The following is a 15,719-nucleotide window of genomic DNA, read 5'->3' as shown; positions in this document are numbered from 1 at the left end:
GAAAGTGCGGTCAACGACACAAGGACGACGTTGTGAACGACCGCTAACATGGACGCTGCTGATCGACTGTCTCGAGAAGGGTGGCGCAGGTGACCGACGGTCCTGGGCTCTATCAGGTCGCGGAGGAGCACGAGGAACTGCGTGCCGCGGTGCGCGCGCTGGCGGAGAAGGAGATCGCGCCCTACGCCGCCGAGGTCGATGAGCACGAGCGGTATCCGGTCGAGGCGCGCGACGCGCTGGTGAAGGCCGGCTTCAACGCGGTGCACATCCCGGAGGAGTACGAGGGCCAGGGCGCCGACGCGATCGCGGCCTGCATCGTGATCGAGGAGGTCGCCCGCGTCGACGCGTCCGCGTCCCTGATCCCGGCCGTGAACAAGCTGGCCACCCAGCCGATCCTGCTGGCGGCGTCCGACCAGGTGAAGAAGCTCGTGCTGCCCTCCATCGCCGCGGGCGAGGCGTCGGCCTCCTACGCGCTTTCCGAGCGGGAGGCCGGGTCGGACACCGCCTCCATGCGCACCCGCGCCCGCCTCGAAGGCGACTCGTGGATCCTCAACGGCACCAAGTGCTGGATCACCAACGCCGGCGAGTCGAGCTGGTACACGGTGATGGCGGTGACCGATCCCGCCGCGGAGAAGAAGGCCGACGGCATCTCGGCTTTCGTGGTGCACGCCGACGACCCCGGCTTCTCGGTCGGCGCGAAGGAGCGCAAGCTCGGCATCAAGGGCTCGCCCACGTGCGAGATCCACTTCGAGAACTGCGTGATCCCGGCCGATCGCATCATCGGTGAGCCCGGCACCGGGCTCAGGACCGCGCTGCGCACGCTGGAGCACACGCGCCCGACCATCGGCGCGCAGGCGCTCGGCATCGCTCAGGGTGCGCTCGACGCCGCGGTCGGCTACGTCAAGGAGCGCAAGCAGTTCGGCAAGGCGATCGGTGAGTTCCAGGGCGTGCAGTTCATGCTCGCCGACATGGGTACCAAGATCGAGGCGGCCCGGCATCTGGTGTACGCCTCGGCCGCGGCCACCGAGCGCGGTGACGCGCGGGCGAGCTTCATGGCCAGCGCCGCGAAGTCCTACGCCTCCGACGTCGCGATGGAGGTCACCACCGACGCGGTGCAGCTCTTCGGCGGCGCGGGCTACACCCGCGACTTCCCGGTGGAGCGCATGATGCGCGACGCCAAGATCACTCAGATCTACGAGGGCACCAACCAGATCCAGCGCCTGGTGATGGCAAGGCAGCTGCTCAAGTGACAGGTTGACCATGACGGCTCTTTGATCGTCCGGAAAGCCGTCCTGGTCGATGTCATCGGGGAGAGGCCGAGGATGTCGCCGAGCCCGGAGCCGAGCGGATCGTGATGGAGAACCGCTCCAGGAGGGTGCGAAGCTTATGCGCGCTCGAGCTCTGCCGTCATGACCAGGTAGGGGCCTGCGGGTAGATCCGTAGTGGCGTGCGCGTTCGGAACGACGTTGTACATGGCCAGGTGGAAATCGCCTTCGGTTCCCGATGCAAAGGAAATGATCCACCCAGCACCGTCGTCGTAGTTGTACGACAGCTCAACCTCACCATGCCTGACGGTGCCACGCAGCAGTACGATCGCCGGCGCCTGATGCCAGCTGTCGACCCACGCGGCCTTGACCGCCTCATGACTGTCCGTGTCCGAGCTGACGACGAGCAAGCCGTCCTGGGGCCCGTCCTCGGGATGTTGCCATGCATAGGCCATGGACAGCGCCTATCCTGCGGCTGCGGTCGTCAGCTGGGCGCTGGCCGGCAGGGCACGCATGCTGTCGGCAGGGAGCAACCGAAAGCCGTTCGAACCCTGCCAGTTTCCGCACATTGCGCCGAAAATCGATCTGAGGGAATCCATAGGCCCTCTGACTCTCCAATCCCCGTCGGCTCGTGTGCCACACCGCCGGATTCGCATGCTCCCAATGTGGCGTTGGTCGCGTTCAACGCAACCGATGCCGCATTGGGGGCACGCAGACGACGGTCAGTTCAGGTTCACCGTGGTGCGTTCGGCTTCCCGGTGGTCATCCAGCTTGCCGGGCACGGCGTTGCTGACCTGCACCAGATGCGCGCCCGCCGCCAGTGGCGCCAGCAGGCCGTCGAGCACCCCCTCCGGCAGCGTCCACTCCCGCGTCGACAGCACGCGGTCACCCGCGCCGATCCCGGCCGCCGTGGCCCGCTCGCGCGCCCGCGCCAGCAGGTCGTCCACCGTCGTGCCGAGCAGCGCCGGTGTATCACCCGGGATCGGGAACAGCGGGGAGAACTCGTCGCCGGACAGGCGTGCCTCGGCGAGGTAGTCGAATGCTCCGTCCGGCGGAGCCGAGCCGAGTCCCCGGCCGAGCGGGTCGAGGGAGACGATCGCGGTGGCCGCCGCCCGGCGCGCACCGGCCTCCGGCGCGGCGAACGCGACTCGCGCACCGGAGCCGTCCTCGACCACGTGCGCACCGCACCACCAGGCGCCGAGCAGCACCCCGGCGGTCTGCCAGTGCGCGGGCAGGTCCACGGCCACCTCGTCACCCGGCTCGACGTCGAACTCCTCGACCAGCCAGTTGGCGGTCTTCGCCGCCCAGTTCGCCAGCGTGGCCACCGAGAGCTCGATCCGGCTCCCTGCGTCGTCGTCGTAGTGCGTGATCAGCGGGCGGGCGGCAGAGGAGGTCAGCAGGGGGCGCAGGAGATGCTCGGTCAGGCTCACGGCTACGACGATAGTTGTTGGTCACCGATGTCCGCCGGGCGCGGACACGCGTGCGCGGGGCGCGGACACGCGTGCGCGGGGCGCGGACACGGCTAGTTGACGCAGGCGACACCGTCGGCGGTGATCTGCCGCGGGGCCGAGCCGGGCGCCGAGCCACCACCCGCACCGGCCGCAGGCTGGTCCGCCGTGCCGCCCGCGCCGACCGTGCCCCGAACGAACGAGCGCACCTTCGGCACGTCGACCTCGACGATGCTCTGGCCGTCGGCGCTGCGCGCGCCCACCGCCTCGACCGGGATGGTCACGAACTCGATGTCCCCCGAGGCGATGCCCTTCACCTGGTCGGCGAACTTGAGCAGGTCGAGGTCCGGGTCGAGCACCAGCGAGCGGCGCACCGCGTCGGTGAGGCTGTTCAGCTTGTCCGAGTTCGTCAGGGTGCCCGTGGAGAGCACCTGGTGCAGCGCCGAGGCGAGGAACGCCTGCTGGCGGACGATCCGGTCGAGGTCGCCCCTGGGCAGGTTCTTGCGCTGCCGCACGAACGAGAGCGCCTCGCCGCCGGAGACCACCTGCGTGCCCGCGCGGAAGTTCGCGCCGGAGTCCTTGTCCGCGGTCGCGTTGTTGAGACAGACCGTCACGCCGCCGAGGGCCTCGGTGAGCAGGTAGAACCCGAGCAGGTTCACCTCGGCGTAGTGGTCGATGCGGATCTCGGTGAAGTCCTGCACGGTCCGCACCAGCGCACGGCGCCCCGCCTGGTCGGACTCACGCTCGACCTCGGCGCCGTCGGTCATGCCTTCGGCCCGCAGCCGGGCGGCCGCCGCAGCCTTCGCCACGCCGAAGGCGGAGTTGATCTTGTCCCGGCCGCCCTGCGGGACGTCCACCCACGTGTCCCGCGGGATCGAGACGCCCGTCGGTTTCCCGCCGTCCTTGGGGATGCGCAGGATGATCAACGTGTCGGTGCTCACGCCGTTCTTGCTCTCCGTGCGCAGCGTCTTCAGCACGTCCAGCGGCAACGGGTTGCCCTGCATGTCGGTGCGGGCGTCGGCGCCGACGAGCAGGATGTCGGTGGCGCCGTCGTCCTGCGGCGGCGCCTTCGCCTCGACGTCGTCGTTCTGTTGCAGCGCGTCGGTGGTCTGGACGTTGTCATCGATCTCGTCCAGGGTCGTATAGGCGTACCCGGTGGCGAGCAGCGCGAGCACCGAGGCCAGGGCGACGACGACCCTGCTGGCCACCCGGGCCGCCGAGCGGGCCCGCCCGGACCGGCCGGTTTCCGGTTCCGCACGCGGCCGCGGGTACGGCGTAGGGGTGAATGATGTCGTTCTGTCCGGCTTCTTCTCGTCGCCCTCGTCCACGCTCGTTACCTCCCCGCCCCGCGCGTGCTCCCGACTGCTCAGCCTAGAGCGTGCGTGACATCCGCGGTGCGCAGACCGGCGACTCGGCTAGTGCACGCAGGGCACGTCGCCTGCGGTGATGGGCTCGTCCTCCGGCGCATCGGCCCCGGCCGTGGCGGACGCGGCCGTGCTCTGCCGGACGGGCGCCTTGCCTGCGAAACCCGAGCGGGCCTCCTCGCTGGGCCCGAGCTCGAAGTCCGTGCCGAGGAGAACCAGGAGGCTGCCCGCCTCCACGGCACTGTCGGGCTCGGTCCGGACCTCCTCGCCGAGCGCCTCCCGGAGCGCCTCGGCGCCCACGGCCTCGCCGGGCGCGTGCCGCACGACGGTGCTTTCCCGGACATCCACAATGGCTGATCCCTCGCCCTGGAAACCTCTCTCCTGCAACAGTCCCCGCACTTCCGGGCCAAGCGATGCGTCGCCGGTGCCGTTGAACAGCTCGACGGTGAACTCGGCGGCCTCGCCGGGCGCGGTCGTCGTCTCCGTCTCCGGTGCCGCACCGTCGGACACCAGCTGGTCCACGAACGCGCGGACCTCCTCGACGTCGACCTCCAGCACGGCCGCGCCGCCGACCATCGCGTTACCCAGCACCGGGATCGTGTGGAACTCCACGTCACCGCTGGAGAGGCCGCGCATCTGCCCGGCGAACTCGAGCAGGTCCCAGTCCCTGGAGAGCACGACGGACTTCTTCACGGCGGCTACCACGTCGGAGAGCTTGCCCGGGTCGGTGAGCACGTCCGTCGAGAGCACCTCGCGGGCGAGCCCGGAAAGGAAAGCCTGCTGGCGCGCGATGCGATCGAGATCACCGTTTTCGAGGCCGTAGCGCTGCCGCACGAACGCCAGCGCCTGCACGCCCTCCACCTCCTGCCGCCCGGCCGGCAGGTTCACCCCCGACTTGGGCTCGTTCACCGGCTCCTTCAGGCACACCTCGATGCCGCCGAGCGCCTTGGTGATCTCGTAGAAGCTCGCGAGGTTCACCTCCGCGTAGCGGTCGATCATGCCGGGCTTGCCGATGAACTGCTCGATCGTGGCGATCAGGTTCTTCCGGCCTGCGACCTTGGCCCGCTCGTCGATCTCGGCCGGCGCCAGCCCGCCCTGCTGCTGGAGCGTCTCGGCCGTGTCGTTGTAGGCGTAGACGAACGCGCTGTTGAGCCTGTGGGTGCCGTAGCCGCCGGCCAGCTCGACCAGCGAGTCGCGCGGGAACGAGATCGCGACGGCCCGCCTGCCGTCCTGCGGGATGTGCACGAGGATCATCGTGTCGGTCTGCCGCTCGCCGTCGGCCTCGCCGGCGTGCAGCATGTCGAGCACCTCGCGCGGCAGCGGGTTGCCCTGCGCGTCGGTGCGGCTGTCCTGGCCCACCAGCAGGATGTCGATCGCGCCGTCCAGCGGGATGGCCTCCGGCTCCGAGCCGAAGACATCGGTGGTGGTGACGCCCTCGTTGATGTCTCCGACGAACTGCCAGCCGTACCAGGTGAGCGTGAGAACGGTCACCGAGATGAGGGTGAGGAACGCCTTGCCGGTGAGGAACGCGAACATCCGCAGCGGCCGCCGGCGGTGGACCGTCGTGCCGCCCGGTTCCCGCGCCCCGTCGGTCACGCGCGCTCCTCCCAGTCCCCGGTTCCGGCCTCCACATTACTGATCTGTGCATTACACGTCCGTAGGATCGACAAACGTTGCCTGGATGTTGCGTTTTCAAGGGACGAGGGCGTGGCAGACTGCGCGGATCGACGCGGGAGGGATGAAGATGCGGGTCCTGGTCACCGGGGGTGCCGGGTTCATCGGGTCGCACTATGTACGGCAGGCGCTGTCCGGTGAGTACGCCACGCTGCGTGACGCCGAGATCGTGGTGCTCGACAAGCTCACCTACGCCGGCTGCGAGGACAACCTCGCCCCGGTCGCCGACAACCCCCGCCTGCGCTTCGTGCGCGGCGACATCTGCGACGCCGCGGCGGTCGCCAAGGTGATGGCCGGCGTGGACCTCGTCGTGCACTTCGCGGCAGAGTCGCATGTGGACCGTTCCATCGCCGGATCCGCGGATTTCGTGCTCACCAACGTGGTCGGCACGCAGACTCTGTTGCAGGCCGCGCTCAACGCCGGGGTGGGCAGGTTCGTGCACGTCTCCACCGACGAGGTGTACGGCTCGATCGAGCAGGGCTCGTGGTCGGAGGACCACGCACTGGAGCCGAACTCGCCGTACTCGGCCTCCAAGGCGTCGTCGGATCTGCTTGCCCGCTCGTTCCACCGCACCTACGGGCTACCGGTATGTGTCACCCGGTGCTCGAACAACTACGGTCCGTACCAGTTTCCCGAGAAGGTCATCCCCCTGTTCGTCACCAACCTGCTCGACGGCGAGCCGGTGCCGCTCTACGGCGACGGCCTCTACGTCCGGGACTGGCTGCACGTGGACGACCACTGTTCCGGCATCCAGCTGGTCGTCGACGGCGGCCGCGCGGGCGAGACCTACAACATCGGCGGTGGTACCGAGCTCACCAACCGGGAGCTGACGCAGCGGCTGCTCAGCGCGGTCGGCGCGGGCTGGGAGATGGTCCGCCCGGTCGAGGACCGCAAGGGGCACGACCGGCGGTACTCGGTCGATATCACCAAGATCCGCACCGAGCTGGGTTACCGTCCCCGGATCGACTTCGACACCGGCCTGGCGGACACCGTGCGCTGGTACGCGGACAACCGGGCGTGGTGGGAGCCGTTGAAGAACCGTGCCGTCCTCACTGGAAGGTGATCGACGTTGTCCCGACTCGCAGTTCTCGTGCCCGGGGGCACCGGTCAGCTCGGCAGGGACCTCGCGGCCCTGTCCGGCGACGATACCGAGGTCACAGCGCCGGGCAGGGCCGAGCTGGACATGACCGAGACGGGCGCCGTCGTCGAGGCGGTCGCCGATCTGGCCACCGGCGCACGGAAGTCCGGGCGGCTGCCCGTGGTGATCAACGCCGCCGCCTACACCGCGGTGGACGCGGCCGAGCAGGACGAGGAGCGGGCGTTCGCCGTCAACGCCGACGGGCCGAGGGTGCTCGCGGCGGCCTGCTCGTCCCGCCGCGTGCCGCTGGTGCACGTGTCCACCGACTACGTCTTCTCCGGGGACGCGGACCGGCCCTACGAGCCGGACGACCCCCTCGGCCCGCGCAGCGCCTACGGGCGCACCAAGGCCGCGGGCGAGGACGCCGTGCTCGGCTCCGGTGCGCGGGCGTGGATCGTGCGCACCGCGTGGGTCTACGGCGCACACGGAGGCAACTTCGTCCGTACCGTGGCGAGGCTCGAACGTGAGCGCGACTCGGTGTCCATTGTGGATGACCAGCGTGGCACGCCGACCTGGTCGGCGGATCTCGCCGCCGGACTGCTGGAGCTCGCCGGCCGGGTCGCGGACGGCGACGGTCCCGCCCGCCGGGTGCTGCACTGCACCGGTGCCGGCGAGGCGACGTGGTACACGCTCGCCCGTGCCGTCTTCGAGGAGCTCGGCGCCGACCCGGAGCGGGTCCGCCCGTGCCGCACCGAGGACTTCCCGCGGTCCGCGCCGCGTCCCGCGTACTCGGTGCTCTCCGGCACCGCGTGGCGGGAAGCCGGCCTGACGCCGCTTCGCCCGTGGCGGGAGGCGCTGGCCGAGTTCGCCGAGCGGCACGGGGACGCCCTGCGCGGTGCTGAGGACCTGTCCGCGAGTCCGGACCAGCCAGGGGAGTGCCGGAGGTGAGCGCACTGGTCCGTGGGTTTCGCGCCGCACCCTGGACCGTCGCGGCCGCTGCATACGCGTGGTGCGCCGCCATCGTGCTGACCGTACTGCTGGAACCGGGCACTCTGTTGATCGTGGCGCCTCCCGCGCTGGTCGCCAGCGCCCCTCTGCTGCTGCCGCGGCGCCACCAGTCACCTGCCGCCGCGCTCGGGGCGGTGGCGCTCGCAGCGTGGGCATTCCTGGGGATCGCACTGCTGGGGCTCTACTTCCTGCCCAGCGCCGCGCTCCTCGCGGCGGGGTACGTTCGGCGCACCCTGTCGGCGCGTTCCGTCAGACGCTGCGCAGCACCGTGACAACGGTGCCGAGGACGACGGCGCCGTCGCCGTCGATGACGTCGTACTCCGGGTTGCGCGGCTCGAGGTAGACGTGCCCGTTGCGGCGGCGATACACCTTGACCGTGGCCTCGTCGTCGATCATCGCGGCGACGATCTGGCCCGAATGCGCTTCGGACTGCTGTCGCACCACGACGATGTCGCCGTCACAGATGGCGGCGTCGATCATCGAGTCACCGCGCACACGCAGGCCGAAGACGTTCCCGCGCCCGGTGATCTCCCTCGGCAGCGTCAGCACGTCATCGACGTGCTCCTCGGCCGAGATGGGACTTCCCGCGGCGATGTCGCCGACCACGGGCACGGGCACCGAGTCGTCGGCAGGCTCGCGCGTACCGGGCCCCCGCAGGAAAGCACGCACGTCGATCGGCCGGGACATCGTGGTGCTGCGCCGGAGAAATCCCTGCTCCTCAAGGCTTGTCAGGTGCCTCGACACCGACGACGACGATCGCAGGCCGACGGCGTCACCGATCTGCCTGGTGCTCGGCGAGTACCCGTACCTCGTCACCCAGTCCCGGATCGTGGCCAGTATTCGCTGCTGACGCTGGGGCAGGGCGGAGGTGTCCAGGTGCTCGAACGCGTCAAGATCATCGTAGGTGCTCACCCGCGGAATGATAGGGGTCACGAGCGCGCGGCGGCCCTGCGGTAAGCCGTTATGGTGGCCTCCGCGCAGCGGCGCCACGTGAAGCTCGCCGTGTGTGCCCGGCGGGTCGCCGAGGTGGAGGCCGCGTGCGGGTCGTCCACCGCCGCGCGCAGCGCCTCGACCAGTGCGTCCACCTCGCCGTAGGGCACCAGCGCCGCGAGCCCGCCGGACACCTCGCGCAGCGCGGGCACGTCGGTGCACACCACGGGCACGTCGCACGCCATCGCCTCCAGCACCGGCAGCCCGAAGCCCTCGTCCCGTGAAGGGAGCACGAGCGCCGCGGCGCCGGCGACCACCCGTTGCAGGTCCACATCGGACAAATAGCCGAGGTGGTGCGAGCGCCCGCCTGCCGGGAACGGGCCGGGCCCGGCGAAAACCAGCGGGGGCAGCCCGGGGTCGGCGGCGTGCGCGCGGGAGAGCCAGTCCAGTCCCTTGCGCGGCCCGGCGGCTCCGGTGAACAGCAGATACCGGGCGGGCAGGCCGAGCCGTTCCCGGAGCTGCTCGCTCGGCGGCCTGCCGGTGAACCAGCCCGCGTCGATGCCGAGCGGGGTGACCTCGATCTTGCCGCGGTCGATGTCCAGCCGCTCGGCCACCGCGTCGGCCACGGCCGCGGTCGGGGTGCAGATCACGTCGGCCCGCCGGGCGCCCCGGAGCACCAGTTCGGGCAGCCTCCGGTCACCGGGCGGCAGCTCGCCCGGCGCGTCGAGGAACGCCAGGTCGTGGATCGTGAGCACACCGGCCGCACGGAACGTGCCGGGCAGGACGAAGTTCGTGCCGTGCACGACGTCGGTTGGACCGGCGAACAACTCCACCGGGGGAAACGTCGAGCGCAGCCACATCGCGCGCAGCGCCCGCGCGGCCACCGGCATCCCGCGGGCCCGCGCGCCGTGCGGCAGCACCTTGCGCAGCCTGCGCCAGCCGCGGAGCGTGAAGGCCACCGCACGAGTATCCACAGTGGGCATCGAGGCGAGCTCTTCGGAGAGGGAGGCGGTGTAGCGGCCGATCCCCGTGCGGGCACCGAGCAGCGGGGTGCCGTCCAGCAGCACGCGCAGCGGCCGTTCGGTGCCCGCCTGAGCGCGCGCGACACGGGGCTCGGACGTCATGTCGTCAGTCCTTCCCGTCAGGCATGACGGCGTCCGCGGCGCGCCAGCTTCAGCACCCGCCCACCGGCTCGCCGGGCGAGCTCGGCGGGCCCGCCCTCGGCGAGGTACTCCCGGACCAGTGCGAGGTCGCGGCGCAGGAGCTCCCTGCCGCGTACCGGGTCGGCCGGAGCCAGAGCCGCGGTGCCCGGCAGCCGGTCCGCGGCGGGCCGCGGGTCGCGGCAGAACTCCAGCAGCGGTTCGAGCACGCGCGGCCAGGTGAAGCGCTGCGCCACCTCGGCGATGCGTTCCCGGCACGCGGCCACGAACTCGGTGTCGTAGAGGCAGCGCTCCAGCGCGTCGGCGAGCGCGCCGGCGTCCTCGGCGGGGACCACGACGCCCAGCCGCTCCGCCCGCACCAGATCGGCGAACGCGTCGCCGTCGGTGGTGACGATCGGCAGCCCTGCCCACAGGTAGTCGAGCACCCTGGTGCGGAAGGCGAACGTGGTCTCGACGTGCTCGAAGTGCGTGGTGACCCCGCAGTCGGCGTCGAGCAGCCAGTTCTGCCGCTGCTCGTAGGGCACCCACTGCTCGTTGAAGAACACGTGCTTGCCGGTGAGCCCGAGCGAGTCGGCCAGCCGGACGGTCCGCGCGCCGATGTCCATGCCGGTGACCTCGGGGTTCGGGTGGCGCATGCCGAGGAACACCAGCCGCAGGTCCGGCCGCCGCTCGCGCAGCAGGTCGACGGCGCGGACGAGGCTGAGCGGGTCGAACCAGCTGTAGACGCCGCCGGCCCACAGCACCACCCGGTCGGTGCCTGCGATCTCGTCGAACGCCGCGCGCAGGCCCGGCCCGGTGCGCCGCGGCGGCTGTGGGGACAGCCCGAACGGCACCTCCGCGAGCAGCGACCGCGTGCTGGGGTCCGCGTCGTAGAGCGTGGGGGAGAGCCGGCCCAGCGCGGCCAGGTGGCCCAGCCAGAAGTGCCGCTGCCGTTGCGACGCGCACAGGAAGAAGTCGCCGCGCTCCAGTTGCGCGTCGAGCACCTTCGTGACCCCGGCGAGGTCGGCGGCCCGCCGGTCGTCGGGTGTCCGCTTGCCCTGTTCGAGCAGCTCGAGGTGCATCGGGTCGTACAGGTCGCAGACGACGATCTTGTGCGCCTGCTCCTTCTTCAGCGCCGGGGTCATCTCCAGCACGTGCCCCTGCAGGATCACGATGTCGGCCCACTCGACGTGCCCGGTGAGATCGCGGCGGCGGGCCGCGCCCACGGCGAACGGCGCAGGCGGCGGGTCGGCGACCGGGTTGACCGTGACCAGCCGGACGTCGTGCTCGGCCGCGAGCGCCCCGGCGATGTTCCACGCCCGGATCGCCGGGCCCGCCATCCGCTCGGTGATCGCGTCGCCGGTGAGCACCAGCACCTTCCGCCGCGCGCCGAAGGCCCGTTCGATGCCGAAGGCCTCGACGAGGATGTCGTGTGCCGCGAGGTAGCGGGGCAGTGGGTAGGCCGGTTCGATGGCGTTGCGCAGCAGCGGCAGCAGGTCCGCGTCGGTGCGCACGCGTGCCTCCTGCTCCGCGGCGCGGGAGGCGGCGAGCGAGGGCAGCAGCTCGACGAACTGGTCGACGGCCAGCACCCCGGCGAGCGCGGTACGGGGCAGCGGCACCGGACCGGTCTCGGCAGGCCCGGCGTCACGGCTCAGGTCGAGCCGCGTGGCGTCGAGCTCACCCCGGGCGGTGGCGCGCCGGACGGTGAGCGCGAGCGCGGCGGGCAGCGCGGCGGCGAGGCTCTCGGCGGAGAGATTCTTGTAGAGCGCGGCCAGCGCGTTGCGCTCCAGCAGGAAGGTCTCCCGGCCGGTCTCCGGCGAGTCCACTTCGGACATCGTGCCGTGGTGCCGGTGGACGGCCAGCGACTCCGGTACGTAGCGCACCCGCCAGCCGCGCAGGTTCAGCCGCCAGCCGAGGTCGACGTCCTCGTAGAACATGAAGAAGCGCTCGTCGAACCCGCCGAGCTCGGCGAAGACGGACGCGCGGACGAACATCGCCGAGCCCGTGCCGAACAGGACGTCCTTGGCCGCCTCGTGCTCGGCGGCCGGGATGTCGGCGAGCGGCGTGCCCGCGTGTCGCTTGTAGCCCATCCCGAACCACGTGAGCCCGCCGTCCACGAAGTCGGCCGAGGTTCCTTCCCAGTCGACGACCTTGCTGGCCACCGCGGCCACGGTCGGCTCGTCGCGCAGGGTGGTCACCGCGGCACTCACCCATGCCGGGCCGGGGCGCGCGTCGTTGTTGAGGAAGGCGAGCACGGTGCCGCGGGCCTCGCGGGCGCCGAGGTTGCAGCCGCCCGCGAAGCCGAGGTTGCGCGCGGACTCGACGAGCCGCACGTCCGGCACCGCGGCCCTGATGCGCCGGGCGTCGTCGGTGGGGGAGGCGTTCTCGACGCAGACGAGCTCGAGCCGCGGGTAGTCGTGCGCGGCGAGTGCGCGCAGGCAGGCGATGGTGTCCCCGGCGCCGCGGTAGTTCACCACGATGACCGAGACCAGCGGATGTGTCGTGTCCCCCTGCGCCAACGCCGCGCTCCTTCCCACCGGTCCTCAGACTAGCCGCGGGCCCAGGTCCGCCAGACCTCGGTCCGGCCCACGTTGGCGCGCCTGCCGATCGCCCGCCGCGCCAGCAGTGTCGCAGGCAGGAGCGCGCCGACCTCGGCCAGGACCCGGCAGCGTAGCCCGAACCGGAAGTTGGCCGCGTCCGGTTTGCTCGTGCGCACGGGCAGCACGAGCGTGCGGGCGGCGAAGCGGGCCAGCTCCCGCAGCGCGACCGGCGCGGGCGCGCAGCGCAGCAGCATGAGCAGCCGGTTGCGCTCGTTCCAGCGGTGGAACCGCGCCGAGCCGGGCACGGTGCTCGCGCCGTGCCGGTGCCGCACGGCCGTCCCCGGCGCCTGCCCGGCGTCCGGAGCCGCTACGACCCGGCCGCCCGCAAGGCGCAGGCGCCACGCGGTGTCGGTGTCCTCGTAGTAGCAGAAGAAGCGAGCGGGGACCCCGCCCGCGTTCCGCAGCGCGGCGGTGCGCAGCAGCACCGCGCCGCCGCAGAAGCCGAACGGGTCCGTGCCTGCGGGCAGCGCGCGCAGGTCGGCCCCGTGCCCGTCGGCGGTCAGCCGCACGCCGAGTGACTGGACGGTGCCGTCCGGGTGCTCCAGCCGGGACGCCACCGCCGCGACGCCAGGGCGCATCGCGTCCTCCAGCGCGGCGAGCCAGCCAGGGCCCGGCGCGGCGTCGTCGTTGAGCCAGGCGAGCAACGGCGTCCGCACCCGGGGCAGCGCGGCGGCGATCCCGCCCGCGTAGCCTGCGTTGCGCGGCAGGCGCAGCACCTCGGGCGCCGCGGGGTGTGCCGCCAGCAGCCTGGTCGTACCGTCGGTGGAGGCGTTGTCGACGACCAGGATCCGATGTGGACGATCCTGCGCGGCCAGCGCGTCGAGGCACTCCGCGATGTGTTCCGCGCCGCGCCAGGTGACGACGACGACGGTGGTGGAGGGCACGGGGAGCAGAATAGCGGGGTGCCCGAACTCGTCGTGCTCGCCGAGCAGCTCCTCGCGCCCGTCCCCGGGGGAACCGGCCGCTACACCGCCGAGTTGCTGCGTGCGCTCGCCAGGACCACGCCCGAGGGCTGGACGGTGTCCAGCGTGGTCGCCCGGCACGCCGACACCGGGCCCGCCCGGATCGACGGCGTGGGCGGGCCGCGCGTGCTGCCACTGCCACCGCGGGCGCTGATCGCCTGCTGGCAGGCCGGGGTGCCGCTGTGGCCCGGCGGTACGGCCGTGCATGCGCCGACCCCGCTCGCCCCGCCGCGTGCGGGCCGTGGCCGGACGCTGTCGGTCACCGTGCACGACACCGTGCCGTGGACGCATCCGGAGACGCTCACCCCGCGCGGGGTCCGCTGGCACCGGACCATGATCGCCAGGGCGGCGCGGCGGGCCGACGCGCTGGTCGTCCCGACGGAGGCCGTCGCCGGTGAGCTGGCCGGGTACGTGCAGCCCGCGGCCCGGGTGCGGGTGGCCGGGCACGGGGTCACCGAGCTGCCGTCGCCGGTGCCGGTCGACGTGCCCGCGCGCTACGTGCTCGCGCTCGGCACGATCGAGCCGCGCAAGGGGATCGACGTGCTCGTCGAGGCGATGTCGATGTTGTCGGGGTCGTCGGCGGCGCCGGACGTGCCGCTGCTGCTCGTCGGCCAGCCCGGCTGGGGCGGGCTCGACCCGCACGCCCTCGCCCGGCGGCACGGGCTGCCCGAGGGGCGGGTGCGCGTGCTGGGCAGGCTGCCGGACGCCGAGCTGGCCTCGGTGCTGCGCGGGGCGAGCGTGCTGGCCGCGCCCAGCCGCGCGGAGGGCTTCGGCCTGCCGGTGCTGGAGGCGATGGCGGCCGGGGTGCCGGTCGTGCACTCGGACGCGCCCGCGCTGGCGGAGGTCGCCGGGGGAGCGGGCCGGATGGTGCCGCGCGGCGACGCCGCGGCACTGGCCACCGCGCTGGGGGAGGTGCTGAGCTCGGAGAAGCTGGCCGCCGGGCTGGCCGCCGCCGGCCGGGCAAGGGCCGCCGAGTTCACCTGGCGCCGCGCGGCCGAGGCGGTGTGGGAGCTGCACCTGGGTGTGCGCTGATGCGGAGTTTGCCGGATTCCCACCAACCGGACGTGGCCGTGGTCGTAGGCTGCACGGGTGGCTGAACCACGCGTGCTGATCGACGCCACGGCCGTACCCGCGGACCGAGGCGGTGTCGGTCGTTATGTCGACTCGCTCGTGGCCGCACTGGACGCCGACGGTGCGCGCGTCACGGTCGTGTGCCAGCCGAGGGACGGCCGGCTCTACGCCGAGCTCGCGCCGCACGCCTCGGTGGTCCCCACTGCCCAGTCCACCGCCACCAGGACGGCCCGGCTGACCTGGGAGCAGACGACGTTGCCGATGCTCGTGCGCAGACTGGGCGTGGACGTCGTCCACTCGCCGCACTACACGATGCCGCTCGCTGGCCGGGCGGCATCGGTCGTCACGCTGCACGATGCGACGTTCTTCACCGACGCGATGCTGCACTCGTCGGTGAAGGCCCGCTTCTTCCGGGCGTGGACGGTCACCGCGCTGCGCCGCGCGGAGCTGTGCGTGGTGCCGAGCGTGGCGACCGCGCGCGAGCTGGAGCGGGTCACCGGCACGCGGACCGCCGAGCTGGAGATCATCCAGCACGGCGTGGACGTGGAGCGGTTCCACCCGCCCGCGCCGGAGGAGATCCGCGCGGCACGGGACGTGATCGGCCTCGGCGACACGCCGTACGTCGCGTTCCTCGGCGCGCTCGAGCCGCGCAAGAACGTGCCCGCGCTGATCCGGGGCTTCGCCGAGGCCGTCGGTGGCCAGGCCGAGCCGCCCGCGCTCGTGCTGGCCGGCCAGCCCGGCTGGGACAGCCAGGTCGAGAAGGCACTCGACGCGGTGCCGCACCGGCTGCGCGTGATCCGGGCCGGCTACCTGCCGTTCGAGACGCTGGCCGGGTTCCTCGGCGGGGCCGAGCTGGTCGCCTACCCGAGTCTCGGCGAGGGTTTCGGCCTGCCGGTGCTGGAGGCGATGGCCTCGGGTGCGTGCGTGCTGACGACCCGCAGGCTGTCGCTGCCCGAGGTCGGCGGCGACGCGGTGGCCTACTGCGGGGTGGGTGCGGGCGACGTGGCCGCCGCGCTCGGCGAACTGCTCGCCGACCCGACCCGGCGAGCGACGCTCGCCGAGGCCGCGCAGCTGCGGGCCAAGGAGTTCTCGTGGAGCGGCACCGCCGAGCGGCACCGGGAGGCGTACGAGAAGGCGTGGCATCGCCATCGCGCGCACCGCTCGTGACTGCGTAACAGGT

14 protein-coding genes are annotated in these 15,719 nt (G+C 72.3%); 6 read left to right on the top strand and 8 right to left on the bottom strand.

All coding sequences use genetic code 11. The features are described from left to right. Nucleotides 1-80: 80 nt before the first annotated feature. On the top strand, nt 81-1,250 hold the full coding sequence (locus tag JAP66_RS23510) for an acyl-CoA dehydrogenase family protein (protein ID WP_199433982.1): 1,170 nt from the start codon (nt 81-83) through the stop codon (nt 1,248-1,250). 134 nt (nt 1,251-1,384) lie between these two features. Here the strand turns inward: JAP66_RS23510 and JAP66_RS23505 are convergent, their stop codons facing one another. The 4 genes from JAP66_RS23505 to JAP66_RS23490 form a co-directional block, all read right to left on the bottom strand. Then, entirely contained in the window at nt 1,385-1,720 is a 336-nt protein-coding gene (locus JAP66_RS23505; protein WP_199433981.1) for a hypothetical protein, read from the bottom strand. 267 nt (nt 1,721-1,987) lie between these two features. Next, nucleotides 1,988-2,695 (bottom strand): TIGR03089 family protein, encoded by a 708-nt coding sequence (locus JAP66_RS23500; RefSeq protein ID WP_199433980.1) that lies wholly within the window; start codon nt 2,693-2,695, stop codon nt 1,988-1,990. Between the two features lie 92 nt (nt 2,696-2,787). Further along, entirely contained in the window at nt 2,788-4,083 is a 1,296-nt protein-coding gene (locus JAP66_RS23495; protein WP_199434036.1) for an LCP family protein, read from the bottom strand. A 45-nt stretch (nt 4,084-4,128) separates the two neighbouring features. Then, nucleotides 4,129-5,613, bottom strand: coding sequence for an LCP family protein (locus JAP66_RS23490; RefSeq protein WP_199434035.1), 1,485 nt, complete (start codon nt 5,611-5,613; stop codon nt 4,129-4,131). Nucleotides 5,614-5,821: 208 nt separating this feature from the next. On the opposite strand from JAP66_RS23490, the gene rfbB reads away from it, so the two are divergent. From rfbB to JAP66_RS23475, 3 genes are read left to right on the top strand one after another with little or no spacing between them, the layout of a single operon-like run. Then, nucleotides 5,822-6,814, top strand: coding sequence for a dTDP-glucose 4,6-dehydratase (gene rfbB / locus JAP66_RS23485; protein WP_199434034.1), 993 nt, complete (start codon nt 5,822-5,824; stop codon nt 6,812-6,814). Nucleotides 6,815-6,820: 6 nt separating this feature from the next. After that, nucleotides 6,821-7,777: a dTDP-4-dehydrorhamnose reductase gene (rfbD, locus tag JAP66_RS23480; RefSeq protein ID WP_199433979.1), complete on the top strand. Its 957-nt coding sequence runs from the start codon at nt 6,821-6,823 to the stop codon at nt 7,775-7,777. Beyond that, nucleotides 7,774-8,109, top strand: coding sequence for a hypothetical protein (locus tag JAP66_RS23475; protein ID WP_199433978.1), 336 nt, complete (start codon nt 7,774-7,776; stop codon nt 8,107-8,109). The genes rfbD and JAP66_RS23475 overlap by 4 nt, the downstream gene beginning before the upstream one ends. On the opposite strand, the gene lexA is transcribed toward JAP66_RS23475, so the two are convergent. The 4 genes from lexA to JAP66_RS23455 are packed head-to-tail and all read right to left on the bottom strand — an operon-like array spanning nt 8,087 to nt 13,390. Continuing rightward, entirely contained in the window at nt 8,087-8,749 is a 663-nt protein-coding gene (lexA, locus tag JAP66_RS23470; protein ID WP_199433977.1) for a transcriptional repressor LexA, read from the bottom strand. The genes JAP66_RS23475 and lexA overlap by 23 nt on opposite strands. Before the next feature lie 17 nt (nt 8,750-8,766). Further along, nucleotides 8,767-9,891: a glycosyltransferase family 4 protein gene (locus JAP66_RS23465; protein WP_199433976.1), complete on the bottom strand. Its 1,125-nt coding sequence runs from the start codon at nt 9,889-9,891 to the stop codon at nt 8,767-8,769. Between the two features lie 17 nt (nt 9,892-9,908). Beyond that, nucleotides 9,909-12,425 (bottom strand): glycosyltransferase, encoded by a 2,517-nt coding sequence (locus JAP66_RS23460; RefSeq protein WP_199433975.1) that lies wholly within the window; start codon nt 12,423-12,425, stop codon nt 9,909-9,911. A 29-nt stretch (nt 12,426-12,454) separates the two neighbouring features. Then, nucleotides 12,455-13,390 carry a glycosyltransferase family 2 protein gene (locus tag JAP66_RS23455; RefSeq protein ID WP_199433974.1) on the bottom strand — a complete coding sequence of 312 codons (936 nt, stop codon included), beginning with the start codon at nt 13,388-13,390 and terminating at the stop codon, nt 12,455-12,457. Between the two features lie 18 nt (nt 13,391-13,408). On the opposite strand from JAP66_RS23455, the gene JAP66_RS23450 reads away from it, so the two are divergent. Then, complete coding sequence (locus JAP66_RS23450) at nt 13,409-14,500, top strand: glycosyltransferase family 4 protein (RefSeq protein WP_199433973.1); 1,092 nt, start codon at nt 13,409-13,411, stop codon at nt 14,498-14,500. Nucleotides 14,501-14,572: 72 nt separating this feature from the next. Then, nucleotides 14,573-15,706, top strand: coding sequence for a glycosyltransferase family 4 protein (locus JAP66_RS23445; RefSeq protein WP_199434033.1), 1,134 nt, complete (start codon nt 14,573-14,575; stop codon nt 15,704-15,706). The last annotated feature ends 13 nt before the right edge of the window (nt 15,707-15,719 follow it).

Source organism: Qaidamihabitans albus, from assembly GCF_016464705.1.
In the GTDB taxonomy this organism is placed as follows: Bacteria; Actinomycetota; Actinomycetes; order Mycobacteriales; family Pseudonocardiaceae; genus Qaidamihabitans; species Qaidamihabitans albus.
The sequence above is the reverse complement of the archived record's forward strand: the minus strand, read 5'-3'. Positions and strand labels throughout refer to the sequence as shown.